The following is a 17921-nucleotide window of genomic DNA, read 5'->3' as shown; positions in this document are numbered from 1 at the left end:
TGTGAAATTCTCTTACGTACTCATGTTAGGTGATCAAGGAATTACTGTTACGGTATTATTGTTGATCTCAAATTGTATGCTACCGGTCAATTCCAGCATTTTCAGGACGTCTTCAATTTTTTCCGTCCTTGATATGGCGCCGCCGAAATTCTTGCCATCGGTATTTCCTTTGTAAATAATGTCTACGTCGTACCATCGTGCAATTTGCCGCATGATGCCACGAATATTACCCCTGAATTCGAATCTTCCTTCCTTCCAGGCAATTACCCGGTCGGTATCTGCTTTTCTTACTTTGATGTCGTTTTCCTTCCTGTTCATCACGGCCTGGAGCCCCGGTACCAGCGTGGCTTCCGATCCGCCGCCGAATACCTTTACACCGCCTTCGAGCAGCGTGGTCTCGATGTTGGATTCGTCGGAATAGGCCATGACGTTGAAATGCGTACCGGTCACCTGAACGTCCATCCCGTCTGCCTGCACGATGAAAGGCTGCTGCGGCCGTTTCGCCACTTCGAAATACACTTCCCCTTCCACTTCCACCCTCCTTTCGCCGGCGTTGAACACCGTCGGGAATCGGATAGACGAGGCGGCGTTGAGCCATACCCTCGACCCGTCGGGCAAAACCACCCTGAACTGGCCGCCCCGCGGGGTGCGGATGGTATTGATGGTAGGCGGCTCGGCGGTGGTAGTATCATAATGGAGTGCGTTCCCGTTCACCTGTGCCAAAAGCCCCTGCTGCACGCCGATGGTGTCGTTGCCGGCGCGCTCCAGGTCGATCTCCCGGCCATCGTCCAGCACCAGGGTGGCGCGGTCTTTCCCCGGCGAAATCTGGACGTGCGCGGCCCCGGCGCCCGACTGACCGTTGCGCTGCGTTTTCAGGAGGAACCCGATGCCCAGGAGCATCAGCAGCCCCGCGGCCACGGCGGCCCAGGTGAAAATGCGCGTCTTGCGGCGGGGCGCTTCGTCCCGGAGGATTTCGCCCAATACTTTATCCGCGCTTTCTTCCGGCATGGCGGCATCTTCGTCCAGCCCGTTTTCGAGCATCCCGCCGATCGCTTCCTTCAGCTCGTCGTCGTGGCCGGAAGCCGCCACCATATCGAGGAATTCCTTTTCCTCTTCCGGCGTAGCCTGCCCAGACCGATACTTATGGAACAAATGCGCGAATCTCGAAGCTTTCATGAATGCTTGCTTGTGTAGTAATGAGACAATAGGAAAATAAGGATGGGTTACACGACCATAAAAAATAATTCCGAAGCGAAAGCCGAGGAGAGGATGAGGCCGGGAATGTCCATCCGGGCGGTGCAATATTCGCGGATGGAGCGCATGGCGCGGGCCAGGTGCACTTTCACGGTTTCGGGAGACAGTTGCAGCAGGTGTGCCACTTCATGCCGGGGGCGCCCTTCTACCTTGCTGAGATGGTATACCCGCTCCTGTTGGGGCGGCAGCTGGCGAACGGCGTTCTGGAGCACCCGCTCGAAGTCGCGGCCCAGCACCCGTTCTTCGGTGCCTTTACATGCGGGCTCGGCATGGAGGATGTCGGCCGTGCGTTCGCGGGCCAGCTGTTTAAGGCTGTTGAATATATGATTGCGTGCGGTGGTGAAAAGATAGGCGCGGAAAAAGGTGACCTGGGGAAGGGCGCTCCGGTTGAGCCAGATTTTCATGAATACTTCCTGTACGATCTCTTCCGCATGGGAGTGGCTGCCCATCAGCCTGACGGCCGTAGCGTAAATACGGTCCCTGTATTCGTGGAATAGTTCGGCGAAGGCGGCGCCGTCTCCCTCCGATAACCGTATCAGTAATTCCTGTTCGTGTGTGGTTGACGTGTTCATCACTTGGGATGCTTAACTAAAGTAGTGACAACCACGTAAATGAGTGAACCGTATCTTCTCTTTAAGTGATAGTATTTTCACAAATGAAAAATCCGCCCTGCGTTGGCTATTGATCAGGCAGGGCGGAGAGGATGTTGATACCGGTGGAAAAACTTCCACCGGTGAATGCTATCAACCTATTTATGCGAACTAAAACCTATGACTGGCCTATCAACCAGCTTTCTTAACTGTCTGCTTTTTTTCCGCGTGATGGTGTTTCGCGGTTTTCTTGTGTTCCATTTTTTCTGCTTTCGCGGCGTGTTTGGCCGACTGCTCTGTTTTAGCGGCGGGTTTTTCCTGTGCGAAAGCTGCTGTCATGCCACCAGTAACGATCATCGCGGCGGCCATCAGAAACATGATCTTTTTCATTGTGTTTGTTTTTTATGGTGAAATAAATAATCAAAGCGTTTTTGCGTATCTCCTCCGGTAAGCGGAGTAGAAAATGAGGGGGAAGATGAGGAGCGTGAGCACGGTAGCCGTGATTAGCCCTCCTATCACCACTACGGCCAGCGGTTTCTGGGTTTCCGACCCGATGCCGCTGCTCACCGCCGCCGGGATGAGCCCGATCGCGGCCATGAGGGCGGTCATCACCACCGGCCGGATGCGCTCTTCCACGCCGTGGCGTATCGCATCGTTCAGGGGCATCCTGGCCTGGAGGTTCTTGTGGAACACCGAGATGAGGATCACCCCGTTCTGGATACATATCCCGAACAGCGCAATGAAACCAACCCCCGCCGAAATCCCGAAGTTGATGCCGGATACATGCAGCGCCAGGATCCCGCCGATGAGCGCGAACGGCACGTTCATGAGAATGAGCCCCGCGTCTTTCACACTGCCCATCATAATGAACAGGATGATAAAGATGGCGATGAGGCTGACGGGCACCACCTGCCCCAGGGTCTTCGTAGCCCGCACCTGGTTCTCGAACTCGCCCGTCCACCCGATAGAATACCCTTTCGGCAACTGGATGCCCTTGTTCACCCTGGCCTGCGCCTCGGCGATGGTACTGCCCAGGTCGCGGTCGCGGACGGAGAACTTCACCCCGATGAACCGCTTGGTATTGTCGCGGTAAATGAACGCCGGACCGGTTTGCGTATAAATGGTAGCGATCTCTTTCAAGGGTATCTTCTTCCCGTTCATGGCGGGCACCATGAGGTTCTGCAGGTCTACCTCGTCTTTCCGGTAATCGGCGTCGTACCGCACGCGCACGTCGAACTTGCGCTCGCCTTCGTACAGCTGCGTCGCCGTTTTACCGCCGATGGCCATTTCGATCACGGCCTGCGCGTCTGCCGTTTTCACACCGTAGAGCGCCATTTTGGTGTCGCTGAGGCGGACGCTCATTTCTGGCTGGCCGATGTTCCGCAGAATCCCCACGTCCTTGATCCCCCGCACATCCTGGATCTGCGTGATCACCTGGTTGGCGATCCGGTCGAGCTCATTGAGATCGTCCCCGTAAATCTTCACCGCGTTGCTGGCATTGATGCCGGCCACGGCTTCGGCCACGTTGTCGATAATGGGCTGCGAGTAGTTGTACACCACGCCCTGGTATTGCCGGAGGCGCTTGTCCATTTCCTCGACGAGCTGGTCCATCGTGATCTTGCGGCCCCACTCCTTCTTGGGTTTCAGATTCACCTGGCATTGCACGTAATAAAACCCGCTGGGGTCGGTACCGTCGTTGGAACGGCCCGTTTGCGACAGCACCCCGTTCACTTCCGGGAAGCTGCCCAGCTCTTTCCTGAATTTATGGACGAACTGCACGGTTTCATTGAGCGACATGCTCATGGGGAGCTTCGCTTCCACCCACAGCGCCCCTTCATTGAGCTGCGGAAGAAACTCTGAGCCAAGGAATTTCGCGGAACCGAAGCTGGCCCCCATGAACAATACCGCCAGTAGCAGCGACAATTTCTTATGGGAATACGTCCAGTTGAAACCGCCCATCACGATGCGGTTGAAGAAGTTCACCACGGGGTTGTGCTTCTCGCGGACGTTCTTGTTCAAAAGGATGGACGTGAGCACCGGCACGAGCGTCAGCGTAAACAGCAGCGCACCGAGCAGCGCAAATCCCAGCGTCCAGGCCAGGGGAGAGAACATCTTCCCTTCCACTTTCTGGAAAGAGAAAATGGGCAGCAGGGAAATGATGATGATGAGTTTGGAGAAGAAAACGGCCTTGCCCAGTTCTCCGCCGGTCTTTTTGATCCATCCCAGCTTGGCCATCCGGTTGAATTTCTCCATCCCGAACTGCTTGGCCCGATGGTCGAGCATCACGAATATCCCTTCCACCATCACCACGGCCCCGTCAATAATGATCCCGAAGTCGATAGCGCCCATGCTGAGCAGGTTGGCGCTCATGCCTTTCAATTTCAGGCAGATGAAGGCGAACAGGAGCGCCAGCGGGATGATGATCCCCACGATGAGCGTCGTTCGCCAGTCGGCCATGAAGAGGAACACGATCACCGTCACGAAAATGATCCCTTCCAGCAGGTTGTGCATCACCGTTTCGGTGCAATATTTCATGAGCACGTCGCGGTCGTAGAAGGTTTCCATTTTAATGTCGCCGGGCAGCACCTTATCGTTCAGTTCCTGTACTTTATCCTTGATCCGCGCCAGCACTTCGGAAGGGTTCTCCCCTTTCCGCATCACCACGATCCCTTCCACGATATCGTCCATTTCGTTCAGGCCGGCCTGGCCCACGCGGGGGAGCGACGCTTCGCGCACGTTCGCCACGTTTTTGACGAGGATCGGCGTTCCGTCCACGTTTTCGATGATGATGTTTTCGATGTCCTGAATATTGTCGAGCAGCCCGATGCCGCGCACCACATACGCCTGGCCGTTCTTCTCGATCACGTCGCCGCCCACGTTGATATTGCTTTGCGCCGCGGCCTGGTAAAGTTCCAGGGGCGTAATGTCGTATTTGGCAAGCTTGATGGGATCGGCGGTGATCTCGTAAATCTTCTCCTGTCCGCCGAAGGCAACAACATCGGCCACGCCAGGCACGCTCCGCAGCTGACGGTCGATCACCCAGTTCTGGTAAGTGAGCAGGCTGCGCGAATCGCGATGGGGGCTTTTCAGCCAATACCTGAACACTTCGCCCGTGGGGCCGTACGGCGGCTGCACTTCGGGCTCCACGCCTTCTGGGAGCGATACGTTCCGGAGCATATTATTGACCTGCTGCCTGGCGAAGAAATCTTCCACATCGTCGTCGAAAATGATCTTGATGACAGACAGGCCGAACATGGTGATGGAGCGGACGCTCGTCTTTTTCTGGACGCCGTTCATGGATATTTCGATGGGCGTGGTCACGAAGCGTTCCACTTCTTCCGCGCTCCTGCCGTTCCATTCCGATACGATGACGATCTGGGTGTTGGTGACGTCCGGGAAAGCTTCGATGGGCGTATGCAGATAGGCGACAACGCCGCCAACGGTGAGCACCGCCAGCATGAAGAACACGAAAAACCGGTTCCTGAGCGAAAATCCTACGATATTTCTAATGAATTTGTTCATGCGGTTAGTCGTTCAGGGCGTCGTAAATAAGCAGTTGATTATGGGAAATCACTTTGTCGCCGGGTTGCAGCCCGCGGCTGATGTAAGTGATATCATTGAGCGATTTGGCAACTTTCACCTCGCGGGTATCGATATTGTTCCGGTCGCGGAACACCATCACGAAATTCTTGCCCTTATCGAAAATGACGGCCGAGCTGGGAATGGCGGGCAATTCGGCGCCTTCGCGGTATTTGAGCAGCACGGTGGCGAACATTTCCGGTTTGAGGAGCATGCCTTCGTTGTTCAGCCGGATGCGGACCTGCATGGTTTTGGTATCCGGATCGAGCACGTTGTACACTTTATCGATCTTGCCGTGGAAAGTCTGGTCGGGATAGCTGATGGTGGTCACATCCGCCGGGTATCCTTCCTGTACCCTGGCGATGTCTGTCTCGAAGACGTTGGCCATGATCCAGACTTCGTCCAGCTCGGAGATGGTGAACATATGCGCGCTGTTGTCTGCCCGGAGCTCCATCCCGTTGTTGATATTCTTTTCGATGATATATCCGCTGATGGGGGCTGTTACGATGGAGGTGGAGCCACTGCCTTTGCGGTAGAGTTTCATCAGCTCGTTGAGCCTTCCGATTTCCGCGCGGGCTTTATTGCGTTCTTCTTCGGCGTTCACCACGTCTTTTTGCGTGGAAAGCTGGCTCTGGTAGAGGTCTTGCGCTACTTTGAGGCTTTTTTCGGCGATGGCGAGGTCGGAGTACGCATCGGCGAGCTGTTTATCGTAATCGGCAATCTCACCGCTCTGGATCACGGCGAGTACCTGTCCTTTTTTCACGTAATCGCCCAGCTGCACTTTAATGTCTTTCACATAGCCGCTCACGATCGGGTATAATTTGAGCACTTTGCTGAGGTCTGGCGTCACTTTGCCGGAGAGGCGCAGTTCGTTTTCCACGGGTTTTACGGCCGTGGTGTCGATCTTGATGGTGGCCAGCATCGTGTCGCTGAGCGCGAAGGTGGCTTTTTCGGTGTCTTCCGCCTGGGAGTGCCTGCATCCGCCAAAAGCGGCGGCAGCGGCCAGCAACAGGGGGATCGTATATGTTTTCATGCGAGTCATTGCGGATTGTTGAATAATTGCGTGCCGGTTGTGTAGTTCAGCTCTTCGTACGCCAGCACGCGGTCGCTGAGGAATTTGTTGGCGTGCAGGATGTGTTCGCTGTAACTGTTGAAGTAATCGATGAACTGCAGGAGCGAGATGTTCCCTTTCCGGAAGTTCGCCGCCACTTCTTCAATGAGGCGGGTATATTCGGCGTTGAACGATTTGAGGTCGGGCCATTCCGTCCCCTTTTCCAGGAACTGGATTTTTTCCAGCGCGTTCGCCACTTCGGCGGAAACGGTCAGTTTCTGCTCGTCCAGCTCCGCGGCCTGAGCTTTCACTTCCTGCGCCGAAGCGCGGATGTTGCCCTGGTTGCGGTTCCACAACGGAAGGTCTACCCCTACCGTAAGCCCTATGAAATTATTGGTGTAACTCCCCTGCCGGTCGTAAGCCGCGCCGAGGTGCAGATCGGGAACGGCCAGCGCTTTCTGTAGGCGGTTGTTCATTTTGGCCGCTTCCAGCCTGCGGTCCGCCACCTGAAGGTCGGGCCGGTTGGCCAGTGCGGTATCTGTCAGGGTGGCGAGGTCGTACCCGCCCAATACATAGCGTTGCAGCACGTCCGGGCCAGCCTCGGGCGTCACGGGCTCCTTACTGCCCAACAAGAGCTGCAGGCGCAGGGAGGCGTCCATTTCCTGCTGGCGCAAATCCGTATAGTCGTTGGCGATACCTACCTGGAGGGCTTGGAGGCGGATCACGTCGGCGTGGGCCACGCTCCCGCTGGCGTCTGCGCTGCGATAAGCTTCCAGGATGCGCTGGAGATTGCTGAGCTGGTTGCGCAGCGTCTTTTCGGACTCTTTCAGGAAATACAATTGATAAAAACTGCTGCGCAGCTCCAGGCGGAGCGTCCGCATGAGCTCGGAGAAAGCGGCGGCAGACGTAGCTGCGTTCCAACGGGCCAGTTGCACCTGTTTGTTGCGTTTGCCTGCCATCTGGATGATCTGTTCCACTGAGCCCTCGAGCTGTCCACCGCCGCCGATATGAAAAGGCTGTACCTTGTCCAGGGATCCGAAGCCTAAGGTCCCTGAAAGCGTGGGGTTATCCCATTTTTTCGCCTGGTCCACGAGCGCCTCCGCGGCATTGACGCGGTACCGTTCGGCCAGTAGCCGGAAGTTGCGCTGCAGGAATTCCTGTTCGGCCTGTTGCAGTGTAAGGGAGCGGGCCTCCTGGGAAAATCCTTTCAGGGTCAGGACAAAAATCATCGGGAGAACTATGAGCCATTTCATGACACAAAGCTCCATACCGGGAATTAAACCGGCCTTTAAAGCGGATTAAAAAAGAATTAAAAACAGCATTAAACGATAATATGTGGCAATTGTACGGTAAACGTACTGCCTTCTCCGGGGATGGAGAACACGGTCAGCCGCCCGTCGTGCAGATCGGTAATGCGCCGGCAGATAGAGAGGCCCAGCCCGTGGCCCCGCGCCTGTACCGCATTGGTGCCGCGGAAGAAGGGCTCGAATATTTTTTCCTGCTCGCCGGGAGGGATCCCGGGGCCGTGGTCCTTTACATGTACTAAAATGTACCGTTCGTTAAAATCGAGGATCACCCGGGCGGAGGCGTCTTCGGAAAACTTGCAAGCATTGTCGAGCAGGTTGATGAACAAAATGCGCAACAACGCCTCGTTCCCGTTGCAGGTGATCATCTCGTCCTGCTCCGGCTCGCGGAGGAACTGGATGTCTACCTTGCCGACGGATTTCCATTTCCGCCGTACGAAATCCGCCGTATCCCACAACAGCTCGTCTACCCGAACGGGCGTGAACGCGAACTCGTGGCGGTTCATTTCAGACTGCGCCAGCTGCAGCAGCCCGTTCGTCAGTTCGCTCAATCCCTCCGCATCTTCCAGCACGGATTCCAGCACGGCTTCGTATTCCGGCCCGGTACGCTCCTTGGCGAGCGTTACCTGCAACTGGCTGATGATCGCCGCCAACGGGGTCCGTAGCTCATGACTGGCATTGCTCACGAAACTTTTCTGGAGGTCGAACGAATGACTTAAGCGTTGTAACATGGTATTGAAATTCGCGCCCAATTGCGCGATCTCGTCGCTCCCCTTGATCTCCACCCGCGAATCCTGCATGTTATTGGCGTTGATGGAATCCGCCTGTTCCACGAGCCGGTCGATGGGCTGCACCATCTTCCTTGCGAAGAAATACCCCACGCCCACCAGCAGCACCACTCCCACGATGAGCTCTATTATAAGGATGCGCCGCAGGTTCTGGAGGTTCTGGAACCCGTATTTGTCGAACGAAGAGACGAGCACCAGCACGCTGATGTTGTCTTCGGTGTAATGCAACCCGGCCAGTTCCCCTTCCTGTTGGTTGCGGATCAGCGAGCCCTGTTGTTTGACCTGGTCCAGCAGCGCCCGAGGGATGCGCACCGCCGTATCTTTCACGTTCGTATAGAGCAGGTCGTAGTTCTCGTTATACACGAGGATCGTTTCCTGGTAAAGGTCCTGGAAAGTCGTTTTATCGAGTTTGCGCAGCAGCCCGATCTGTACCTGGTCGTTTTCGATGATGACGCTGCCGATGGAGCGCGCGCGGTATTCCAGGCGCTCGAGGTACTCGTCGCGCCGCGATTTGGCGGAGAAGTAATATGCCAGTACGGCGAATGCGATCAGCAGGAAGGCGGCCGACAGCGTATAGTAAATAGCTATTTTATATTTGATCTTCAAGCGGCGTCAGGGTTCGTCGGACAGGAAATAACCCATCCCCGTTTTGGTGTGCAGCAATTTAACGTCGAAATCCTTATCGATTTTTTTCCGGAGGAAGTTGATGTATACCTCTATCACGTTGGTGCCGGTGTCGAAATCGATGTTCCAGACTTTTTCGGCGATCGTCATCTTGGAGATGACTTTTCCTTTATGAAGTGCCAGCAGCTCGAGCAGCTGGTATTCTTTGGCGGTGAGGGGGATTTTTTTACCGGCGCGCCAGGCTTCTTTCCGCTCCCGGTCGATTTCCAGGTCGCCGATGGAGATTTTGTCGTTGCGATGGGTGGGCACTTCTGCTCCGGCCCTTTTGAGGAACACGCGGATGCGCGCCAGCAGCTCGCGGAAATCGAAGGGTTTGACGAGGTAATCGTCTGCCCCCAGTTCAAAGGCCTGCATCTTGTCGTCCATCCCGCCGAAGGCGGTCAGCATGATGACGGCTACCTTGTTGTTCCGCCGGCGGATCAGTTCGCAGATTTCGTAACCGTTATGGTGAGGGAGGTTAAGGTCGAGAATGACGAGGTCGTAATCGCCGCTGGTGGCGAGACTTTTGCCCATCCGCCCGTCGTAGGCCACTTCCACCTCGAATCCGTTTTCCTCCAGCCCCATTCTCACGGCGTTGGCGACTTTCACTTCATCTTCAACGATCAGTATCCTTTGCATGGTGCTAATCTAGGAAAAAAGTGGGAATGACTAATGTTTCCGGTTGGGGAGTACGTTGGCGCGGTTCCATTCGATGCGGCCTTCGGAAGGGTGTTTCCTGACGGGGCATACTTCAATCCCGCAGTGGCGGCAGCTTTCCGGGACGCAGGGGTCTGCATGGATGAAGAATTCCACTTCGTGGGCGTCCATTTCCCGCTTCACGCAATCTTCCATGCGTTTCAGCTCTTCGTGCGCCTGGCTCAGCTCCAGGTACCAGGGCAGGGTTACGTGGCAGTCGATATGATAGTTGTTCCCGTATTGCTGTACCCGCATATTATGCACGTCGATCCAGGCAGGACGGCGGTTCCGGTTCAGGATTTCCGCCACTTTGTCTACCACCTTCATATCCGTTTCGTCCATCAGCCCGCTGATGGATTGCCGCATGAGCTGGTACCCTTTCCGCAGGATCAATCCCGCCACCACAACCGACACGAGCGGGTCTATCCACATGAAACCCGTGAACTTTAATACCAGCAAGGCTGCGATGAGGGCCAGGGAGCTGTACGCGTCTGTCAGCAAATGCTGCCCGTTCCCCGAAAGCGTGATGGAGCCGAGGGTTTTGCCGGAGCGGATGAGGTAAAGCCCCATCGCCATGTTCGCCGCCGCGGTGCCGCCGATCATCCACAATCCGTTGTCGATTTGCTCGAGTTGTGGTTGTGCAATAAAGTACTGTATTGCCTTGTAGAGGATGAGCACGCCGGCGATGAAGATCATGGCGCCTTCGAAGCCGATCGAGAAGAATTCTACTTTACCATGGCCGTATGGATGGTTTTCGTCTCTGGGTTTGCCCGCCAGGTATATGCTGTAGCACGCGAAAGCGCCGGCCACCACGTTGATGATGGATTCCAGCGCATCGGAAAGTATGGCAACAGAGTGCGTGAGGAAATACGCCGCAAACTTGGCGACGGTCAGCACCAGGCTCACGCCCAGCGAAAGCAGAATGATCCGTAGTTCCTTCCTGATCAATTGGGTCGGATTTGTTGTTGGTAGAACAAAGAAAACGAAAAAGAGTTAATTGCCGCGTAATTACCTTTGTGAAATGACAATCAGATCGATGCTGCTGGAAGCGCATTCCCGGGCTCAGACGGAAGCCATTGCCGCGTACATCGGTAAAAGTGAGGCACGGCTGAACGAATTGATCGGGCTTTTCCTGCACGACGAATACCGTGTGGTCCAGCGCGCCGCCTGGCCCCTGCGCCTGGTGGCGGAGAAATACCCCAGGCTGGTGGAGCCCCATTTGGAAGCGATGGTCCGCCGGATGGACGATGCCGGCATACCGGTATCGGTTAAACGAAATGTGGTGCGCATCCTGCAATATGTGGAAGTACCCGAACGCCTGCACGGCCCGGTGATGGACGTTTGTTTCCGGTTGCTGGAAGACGTGGAGGAAACGGTGGCCGTACGCGCGTTTTCTATGACGGTGCTGGCCAATCTGGCGATTACTTATCCTGATATAAAGAATGAGATTGTGCTGCTGATCGAAGACCAGCTGCGGGAAGGGGCAACACCGGGCTTTGTGAGCCGGGCAAAGAAAACCCTGCAGGCTTTATCGAAGCCGGAGAAAAAGAAAGGCTGACCGGAATGCGTGGTGCGCTCCGGTCAGCCAGATATCTCTTACAGGCAATGATTAGTTGCCGCTGTTGTTCGTGTCCGTATTCGGCTTGGGGGCCGGAGTGGCGTACTTGATCTCGATGGGCCGGCGTACGGGAGGCTGCTGCGGTTGCTGCGGAGCCTGGTCGCGGTCATGACGCTCGGGGCGTTCAGGGCGTTCGGGACGCTCCGGGCGATCGCCGCCTTCTTTCGGCTCTTTGGGCGCTTTGGTGGCCTTCTTGCTGGATTTGGGAGCAAAGATGGCGATCATGCGCTTGCCTTCCATGAGGGGCATGCCTTCGAGGGCGCCCACTTCGGCGAGGCGCTCGGCAAACTTCAGCAGGATCAGTTCTCCGCGCTCCTTAAACATGATGGCGCGGCCTTTGAACTGCACATAAGTTTTAACCTTGTTGCCTTCCTTGAGGAATTTTTCGGCGTGCTTGGCCTTGAAGTCGAAGTCGTGATCGTCGGTATTGGGCGTGAAGCGGATTTCCTTAACCTCGCTCTTGTGAGCGTTGGCCTTCATTTCCTTTTCCTTCTTCTTTTTCTCGTAGAGGAATTTATTATAGTCGATGATCCGGCAAACAGGAGGCGCGGCGTTGGGGGAAATCTCCACCAGGTCGAGCTGCTGGTCCTGCGCCATACGAAGCGCCTCTTCCGTGCTGTAAACACCCGGCTCAACATTGTCGCCTACCAGCCTTACTTCCGGAACGCGGATCATCCTGTTGGTACGGTGTTCCTGTTGTTGTTCTCTTCTGAAGTTGGGGTTTCTGCCCCTGAAATTTGGTCTTGGTCCTTGTTGCATTAAAATGTTTGTTGTTAAAAGAGAATGGTGCTGACGGTGGACTGTTTAAAACCGGCATACCACACATTGGTTAAAATTGTTTTATTAAGAACAAAAGGATTATTCAAATGGTTTACGATTAATCACTTCATCCTGTACCAGGCTAATGAACCCGTCTACTTCCAGGGTGCCGAGGTCTCCTTTCGACTGGCGGCGCACGGCCACTTTACCTTCGGTTTCCTCTTTTTCGCCGATCACCAGCATGTAGGGGATTTTCGCCAGTTCCGCTTCGCGGATCTTTTTCCCAATCTTTTCGTTCCTGTCGTCAATTTCAGCGCGAATTTCGGCTTTTTTGAGCAATTCAGCGACTTTTTCTGCATAAGGCAGGAACTTGTCGCTGATCGGCAGGATTTTAGCCTGCGTCGGCGTGAGCCAAAGCGGGAATTTACCGGCGCAGTGCTCGATCAGCACGGCGATGAATCGTTCCAGCGAGCCGAAGGGCGCGCGGTGGATCATCACCGGGCGGTGCGGCTTGTTGTCTGGCCCGATATATTCCAGCTCGAAACGCTCGGGCAGGTTATAATCTACCTGGATGGTGCCCAGCTGCCATTTCCGGCCGAGGGCGTCCTTCACCATGAAATCAAGTTTCGGGCCATAGAATGCGGCTTCGCCATATTCTACCACCGTGCGCAGCTCTTTTTCGGCCGCCGCCTCGATGATGGCCTGTTCCGCACGTTCCCAGTTCTCGTCCGAACCGATGTATTTGCTGCGGTCTACCTGGTCGCGCAGGGAAATCTGTGCCGTATAATCGGTAAAATTGAGGCTTTTGAACACGTACAGCACGAGGTCGATCACCTTGATGAACTCGTCTTTCACCTGGTCTGGCCGGCAGAAAAGGTGCGCATCGTCCTGGGTAAAGCCCCGCACACGGGTAAGCCCGTGCAGCTCGCCATGCTGTTCGTACCGGTAAACGGTGCCGAATTCCGCCAGGCGAACCGGGAGGTCTTTATATGACTTCGGGGACGCTTTATAAATTTCGCAGTGGTGCGGACAGTTCATAGGTTTAAGCAGGAACTCCTCGCCTTCTTCGGGCGTATGGATGGGCTGGAAGCTGTCTTTCCCGTATTTCTCATAGTGGCCGGAGGTCACGTAGAGTTGTTTGCTGCCGATGTGGGGCGTTACCACGGGCAGGTACCCGCTTTCCACCTGGGCGCGTTGCAGGAATGACTGCAGGCGTTCCCGGAGCATGGCGCCCTTGGGCAGCCACAGGGGCAGGCCCAGGCCTACGCGCTCGGAGAACGCGAAGAGCTCGAGCTCCTTGCCCAGCTTGCGGTGGTCGCGTTTTTTGGCTTCCTCGATGAGGGTCAGGTATTCGTCGAGCTCCTTCTGTGAAGGGAACGTGATCCCGTAGATGCGGGTGAGCATCTTGTTTTTCTCGTTGCTCAGCCAGTAGGCGCCGGCGATGTTCGTCAGTTTTACGGCTTTGATGAAGCCGGTATTGGGGATGTGCGGCCCGCGGCAGAGGTCGGTAAACGCACCCTGGGTGTAAAAGGTGATGGAACCGTCTTCGAGTTTCTCGAGGAGGTCCAGCTTATAGGGATCGCCTTTCTCCTTGAAATAAGCGATCGCGTCGGCTTTCGACACGTCTTTACGGATATAGGCGTTGTTCTGTTTGGCCAGTTCGTTCATTTTGACTTCCAGCTGGCGGAGCTCCTCGTCGGAGATCTGCCGGCCGTCCAGGTCTACATCGTAGAAGAAGCCGCCGTTCTCGACCGGGGGGCCGTAGCCGAACTTCACTCCCGGATACATGCTTTCCAGCGCTTCCGCCATGAGGTGCGCCGAGGAGTGCCACATGGTAGCCTTGCCGTCCGCATCCGTCCAGGTCAGCAACTGCAGGGTGCCGTCCTTCGAAATGGGGCGGGTGGCGTCTACCACCTGACCGTTAACCTTCGCCGCCAGCACCTTCCGGGCCAGCCCTTCGCTGATGGATTTTGCGATGTCCAGTGCAGTTACGCCTTGCTCATACTGTCTTACAGCGCCATCCGGGAATGTAATGTTGATCATAAATCCTTTTCTCAAATAAAATGCATGCGAAATTACGAAATCCGCAACGAATTTGAAAATCCGCATGAGTTGATTTAAATCAGCGGGATATGAATGCATGCGAATTACGATAATCGGGCTGAAATAACCCTGCAGGCGCCCCGTTCCCGGGCGTTTTTCCCGGCTGCCGGCCAACAAATCCCGTTTCCCTATTTTTGCGGCATGAAAACGATGGCCGACAAGATCATTCACTTCAACACGCATCTCTCCTATCATGGCAAGTTGCCGCCGGGCATCCGGATCATGAACCCCTTCGCCGAGAACCCCTCCGTCATCCCCGTGATGGAAGCGTTCTACCGGAAGTTTTACGGGGAAACCCACCAGCGGCGGATGATCATCGGCATCAACCCCGGCCGCTTCGGCGCCGCGCTTTCCGGCGTGCCTTTCACGGATTCCAAACGCCTGGCAGACCCCTGCGGCATTTCGTACCCCGGGTTCAAATCCTATGAAGTTTCTTCCGTGTTCGTGTACGATGTGATCGCCGCATATGGCGGGCCGGAGGCGTTTTACCGGGATTTTTACATCGGCTCGATGTGCCCGCTGGGCTTCACCATCCGGCAACCCGGCGGCAAGGAAGTGAATTACAATTATTATGACAGCAAAGCCCTCACCGCGGCGGTGTACGGTTTTATGGTGGATAGCCTCCGGAAACAGGTGGAATTCGGGCTCAACCGGGATGTAGCCTACGTATTGGGGACGGGTAAAAATGCCGCTTTCGTGCAACAGGTGAACGCGGCGGAAGGGTTCTTCAAAAAGCTCATCCCGCTGGAACATCCCCGGTTCGTTATGCAATACAAACTGAAAAGCAAACAGGAATATATTGATAAATATCTTACAGCGTTTGATATCTGATGATCAGCGCCATTGACCGATCGTATCCCTCGGCTCGGCGCAATCCGCCTTCCCGCCGTAGGGATTGGCGAGCGCCGCGGAATCTCCCAGCCAGAAAGCCCCCTTTCCACCGAAAGCCTCCCCGCACCAGTAATGATATTTCACCCCATTGACCGGCCCCGTTTGCTGCAGCAGGTCGTACAACAGCTCGGAAGCCATCCAGAACGACTGCCGCCGGCCTTCCAGTCCACCATCTTCCAGTACCATGGCCGTCAACTCCGCCGAAATGCTGCCCGCATTCAGTTCCAGGGCGCCGGCATGTGCAGAATCCAGGCCGGAGCGGTATAAAGGGAGGCTATCGAGCCGCTGGCGCATGAGCCTTGCCGCCGCGTCGGCCAGCAGCGTGTCTTCTTTGGCCAGGGCGTCTGACAAAACTTTGTACCCGTCCATCACCCCGCGCAGCGAGTCTTTCAGCACCGCAGGGACGGTGATCCCCCTGAATTCCACGACCGGGTTCTCCCCTTCGCCGGCCGGCGCTTTCACAGGTTGCGTGCAGGCCGCGGCGGCCAACAGTATCATCCATCCCCCCGACCATAATTTGCTGCCCATACATTCCTTGTTTTCAACAAATATAGATGGAATAATTTGACTATCTTTGCGGGTTTAATATCGATTTCAACATGCTCATCGCACTGCAGGACATTACTTTCGAATTCGGCGCAAGGACCATCGTAGAAGACAGCACCTGGCACATCGTACCCGGCGACCGGGTCGGCCTCATCGGCCTCAACGGGACCGGCAAATCCACGCTGCTGCGCATTATCAACGGAGAATACACCATTTCAAAAGGCAGTCTCAATAAAGGGAAAGACACGACCATCGGGTTCTTCAACCAGGACCTGCTCAGCTTCGAATCCGACGAATCCATCCTGAACGTGGGCATGACCGCCTTCGAAAAAGCGGTGAAAGTCGAAAAGGAGCTCGAGGAAATGACCCGGCAACTGGAAAATTCCGAAGACGAAGCCCTCCTGATGGCGTATAGCGAAAAACTGCATGAATTCGATATCCTCGACGGCTACAACATCCGTCACAAAACCGCTACCGTACTGGAAGGCCTCGGCTTTTCCACCGCCGACCTGGAGCGGCCCTACAGCGAGTTTTCCGGCGGATGGCGCATGCGCGTGCTGCTGGCCAAACTCATCCTGCAACAGCCGGACGTGCTGATGCTCGACGAACCGACGAACCACCTCGACCTTCCCTCCATCGAATGGCTGGAAAGATATCTCAGCAATTACGACGGCGCCGTGATCATCGTATCGCACGACCGTTTCTTCCTCGACCGCATGGTGAATAAGATCGTGGAGCTGTACCAGCAGGAACTGCACCACTACGCCGGCAATTACGAGGATTATGAAGTAGAAAAGGCACTCCGCCGCGAGCTGCAACAGCGCGCATTCGAGAACCAGCAGGATTACATCCGCCAGCAGGAACGCTTCATCGAACGGTTTAAGGCCAAAGCCTCCAAGGCCGCGCAGGCACAATCGATCATGAAACGCCTCGATAAACTGGAGCGCGTGGAGCAGGTAGATAACGGTCCGTCGAAAATCAGGATGAACTTCAGCGTAGACAAAATCCCCGGCAAAATACTCTGCACACTCAACGGCGTGTCTAAAGCATACGGCCCGTTGCGCATCCTTCAGAACGCCCGCGCCGAAATCAACCGCGGCGACAAGATCGCGCTGATCGGGGCCAACGGTAAAGGTAAATCGACCCTCCTGCGCGTGATCGCGGGAACGGACAGCTTCGACGGGGAACGCATTCCCGGGCATAACGTGGTACCAAGCTTCTACGCGCAGCACCAGCTGGAATCCCTGCATCTGGACAACGAGATACTGGAAGAGCTGAAAAGCTGCGCCAGCGGCAACACGGAAATGGAGCTCCGCGGTCTGCTGGGGGCATTCCTGTTCCAGGGCGACGATGTTTTCAAAAAGATCCGCATCCTTTCCGGTGGTGAAAAAGCGCGCGTGGCGCTGGCCAAGGTGATCATCAGCAAGGCGAATTTCCTGCTGCTCGACGAACCTACGAACCACCTGGACATGAACTCGGTAGACATGCTCATCGATGCACTGGGCAAGTATGAAGGCAGCCTCGTGCTGGTGAGCCACGACCGTTATTTCGTCAGCAAAACGGCGAATAAAATTTGGGAGATCGTGGATGGCGAGATCAAGGAATTCGACGGCACGTACGGCGAATGGGAAGAATGGAAGAAACGCATGGCCGCTAATGCGCAACCCGTGAAAGCTGAAAAGGAAAAGAAAGCCGCTCCCGCTCCCGCCCCGGTTCAGCCCAAAGCACCGGTCGATAATAACCTGAAGAAAGAGCTCCAGAAACAGCAGCGCCAGGTGCAGAACCTGGAAAAGCAGCTGAGCGATCTGAAATCAAAAGTAGAAAAACTGGAAGCGGACATGGCCAACCCGGACATTTACGCAGACAAAGTGAAGTTCAAATCCACCGAAATCAGTTACAAATCGGCGGCTGCCGAGCTGGCGAAAGCAACCGGCGAATATGAGACGGCTTTCGAAAAGGCGATGGAGCTGGAAGATAAAATCCAGGGATAACCCACTGCTTTTAAAATATAACGGTCCTCCCCGCCTTGGCTGGGGAGGATTTTTTTGCAAAATATTGGCTTTCAGTAAGCGGGGATTC

Annotated in this window: 15 protein-coding genes; 3 read left to right on the top strand and 12 right to left on the bottom strand. The window is 55.5% G+C overall.

Features of this window, described 5'->3' with window-relative positions; translation table 11 throughout:
• Positions 1-33 precede the first annotated feature (33 nt).
• The 9 genes from WJU22_RS18125 to WJU22_RS18085 form a co-directional block, all read right to left on the bottom strand.
• Complete coding sequence (locus WJU22_RS18125; protein WP_341839582.1) at positions 34-1176, bottom strand: FecR family protein; 1143 nt, start codon at positions 1174-1176, stop codon at positions 34-36.
• A 47-nt stretch (positions 1177-1223) separates the two neighbouring features.
• On the bottom strand, positions 1224-1826 hold the full coding sequence (locus WJU22_RS18120; protein ID WP_341839581.1) for an RNA polymerase sigma factor: 603 nt from the start codon (positions 1824-1826) through the stop codon (positions 1224-1226).
• A gap of 210 nt (positions 1827-2036) precedes the next feature.
• Complete coding sequence (locus tag WJU22_RS18115; protein ID WP_341839580.1) at positions 2037-2234, bottom strand: hypothetical protein; 198 nt, start codon at positions 2232-2234, stop codon at positions 2037-2039.
• 30 nt (positions 2235-2264) lie between these two features.
• Complete coding sequence (locus tag WJU22_RS18110) at positions 2265-5366, bottom strand: CusA/CzcA family heavy metal efflux RND transporter (RefSeq protein ID WP_341839579.1); 3102 nt, start codon at positions 5364-5366, stop codon at positions 2265-2267.
• A 4-nt stretch (positions 5367-5370) separates the two neighbouring features.
• The gene (locus tag WJU22_RS18105; protein ID WP_341839578.1) at positions 5371-6456 is read right to left on the bottom strand and encodes an efflux RND transporter periplasmic adaptor subunit; all 1086 of its coding nucleotides are present in this window, start codon (positions 6454-6456) and stop codon (positions 5371-5373) included.
• Between the two features lie 5 nt (positions 6457-6461).
• Complete coding sequence (locus tag WJU22_RS18100) at positions 6462-7703, bottom strand: TolC family protein (RefSeq protein WP_341839577.1); 1242 nt, start codon at positions 7701-7703, stop codon at positions 6462-6464.
• Positions 7704-7795: 92 nt separating this feature from the next.
• On the bottom strand, positions 7796-9172 hold the full coding sequence (locus WJU22_RS18095; protein WP_341839576.1) for a HAMP domain-containing sensor histidine kinase: 1377 nt from the start codon (positions 9170-9172) through the stop codon (positions 7796-7798).
• Between the two features lie 6 nt (positions 9173-9178).
• On the bottom strand, positions 9179-9868 hold the full coding sequence (locus WJU22_RS18090) for a response regulator transcription factor (protein ID WP_341839575.1): 690 nt from the start codon (positions 9866-9868) through the stop codon (positions 9179-9181).
• A 30-nt stretch (positions 9869-9898) separates the two neighbouring features.
• Positions 9899-10873 (bottom strand): cation diffusion facilitator family transporter, encoded by a 975-nt coding sequence (locus WJU22_RS18085; protein WP_341839574.1) that lies wholly within the window; start codon positions 10871-10873, stop codon positions 9899-9901.
• Positions 10874-10946: 73 nt separating this feature from the next.
• On the opposite strand from WJU22_RS18085, the gene WJU22_RS18080 reads away from it, so the two are divergent.
• A complete protein-coding gene (locus tag WJU22_RS18080; RefSeq protein ID WP_341839573.1) occupies positions 10947-11483 on the top strand; it encodes a hypothetical protein in 537 nt (178 codons plus the stop codon).
• A gap of 51 nt (positions 11484-11534) precedes the next feature.
• On the opposite strand, the gene infC is transcribed toward WJU22_RS18080, so the two are convergent.
• Together infC and thrS are read right to left on the bottom strand one after the other, a co-directional pair.
• Complete coding sequence (infC, locus tag WJU22_RS18075; protein WP_341839572.1) at positions 11535-12302, bottom strand: translation initiation factor IF-3; 768 nt, start codon at positions 12300-12302, stop codon at positions 11535-11537.
• 99 nt (positions 12303-12401) lie between these two features.
• Positions 12402-14345 (bottom strand): threonine--tRNA ligase, encoded by a 1944-nt coding sequence (gene thrS / locus WJU22_RS18070; RefSeq protein ID WP_341839571.1) that lies wholly within the window; start codon positions 14343-14345, stop codon positions 12402-12404.
• A 201-nt stretch (positions 14346-14546) separates the two neighbouring features.
• Here thrS and WJU22_RS18065 point away from each other — a divergent pair, with 201 nt between their 5' ends.
• Positions 14547-15236: an SMUG2 DNA glycosylase family protein gene (locus WJU22_RS18065; protein ID WP_341839570.1), complete on the top strand. Its 690-nt coding sequence runs from the start codon at positions 14547-14549 to the stop codon at positions 15234-15236.
• A 3-nt stretch (positions 15237-15239) separates the two neighbouring features.
• Here the strand turns inward: WJU22_RS18065 and WJU22_RS18060 are convergent, their stop codons facing one another.
• Positions 15240-15824, bottom strand: coding sequence for a hypothetical protein (locus tag WJU22_RS18060; protein WP_341839569.1), 585 nt, complete (start codon positions 15822-15824; stop codon positions 15240-15242).
• 71 nt (positions 15825-15895) lie between these two features.
• Here WJU22_RS18060 and WJU22_RS18055 point away from each other — a divergent pair, with 71 nt between their 5' ends.
• On the top strand, positions 15896-17833 hold the full coding sequence (locus tag WJU22_RS18055; protein ID WP_341839568.1) for an ABC-F family ATP-binding cassette domain-containing protein: 1938 nt from the start codon (positions 15896-15898) through the stop codon (positions 17831-17833).
• The last annotated feature ends 88 nt before the right edge of the window (positions 17834-17921 follow it).

Source organism: Chitinophaga caseinilytica (assembly GCF_038396765.1).
Classification (GTDB): Bacteria; Bacteroidota; Bacteroidia; order Chitinophagales; family Chitinophagaceae; genus Chitinophaga; species Chitinophaga caseinilytica.
The sequence above is the reverse complement of the archived record's forward strand: the minus strand, read 5'-3'. Positions and strand labels throughout refer to the sequence as shown.

Excerpts from the sequence above, each read along its gene's own strand:
- WJU22_RS18065 (WP_341839570.1), top strand. The coding sequence starts at position 14,547 with ATGAAAACGATGGCCGACAAGATCATTCACTTCAACACGCATCTCTCC.
- WJU22_RS18090 (WP_341839575.1), bottom strand. The coding sequence starts at position 9,868 with ATGCAAAGGATACTGATCGTTGAAGATGAAGTGAAAGTCGCCAACGCC.
- WJU22_RS18100 (WP_341839577.1), bottom strand. The coding sequence starts at position 7,703 with ATGATTTTTGTCCTGACCCTGAAAGGATTTTCCCAGGAGGCCCGCTCC.
- WJU22_RS18105 (WP_341839578.1), bottom strand. The coding sequence starts at position 6,456 with ATGAAAACATATACGATCCCCCTGTTGCTGGCCGCTGCCGCCGCTTTT.
- WJU22_RS18080 (WP_341839573.1), top strand. The coding sequence starts at position 10,947 with ATGACAATCAGATCGATGCTGCTGGAAGCGCATTCCCGGGCTCAGACG.
- WJU22_RS18110 (WP_341839579.1), bottom strand. The coding sequence starts at position 5,366 with ATGAACAAATTCATTAGAAATATCGTAGGATTTTCGCTCAGGAACCGG.
- WJU22_RS18115 (WP_341839580.1), bottom strand. The coding sequence starts at position 2,234 with ATGAAAAAGATCATGTTTCTGATGGCCGCCGCGATGATCGTTACTGGT.
- WJU22_RS18120 (WP_341839581.1), bottom strand. The coding sequence starts at position 1,826 with ATGAACACGTCAACCACACACGAACAGGAATTACTGATACGGTTATCG.
- thrS (WP_341839571.1), bottom strand. The coding sequence starts at position 14,345 with ATGATCAACATTACATTCCCGGATGGCGCTGTAAGACAGTATGAGCAA.
- infC (WP_341839572.1), bottom strand. The coding sequence starts at position 12,302 with ATGCAACAAGGACCAAGACCAAATTTCAGGGGCAGAAACCCCAACTTC.
- WJU22_RS18125 (WP_341839582.1), bottom strand. The coding sequence starts at position 1,176 with ATGAAAGCTTCGAGATTCGCGCATTTGTTCCATAAGTATCGGTCTGGG.
- WJU22_RS18055 (WP_341839568.1), top strand. The coding sequence starts at position 15,896 with ATGCTCATCGCACTGCAGGACATTACTTTCGAATTCGGCGCAAGGACC.
- WJU22_RS18060 (WP_341839569.1), bottom strand. The coding sequence starts at position 15,824 with ATGGGCAGCAAATTATGGTCGGGGGGATGGATGATACTGTTGGCCGCC.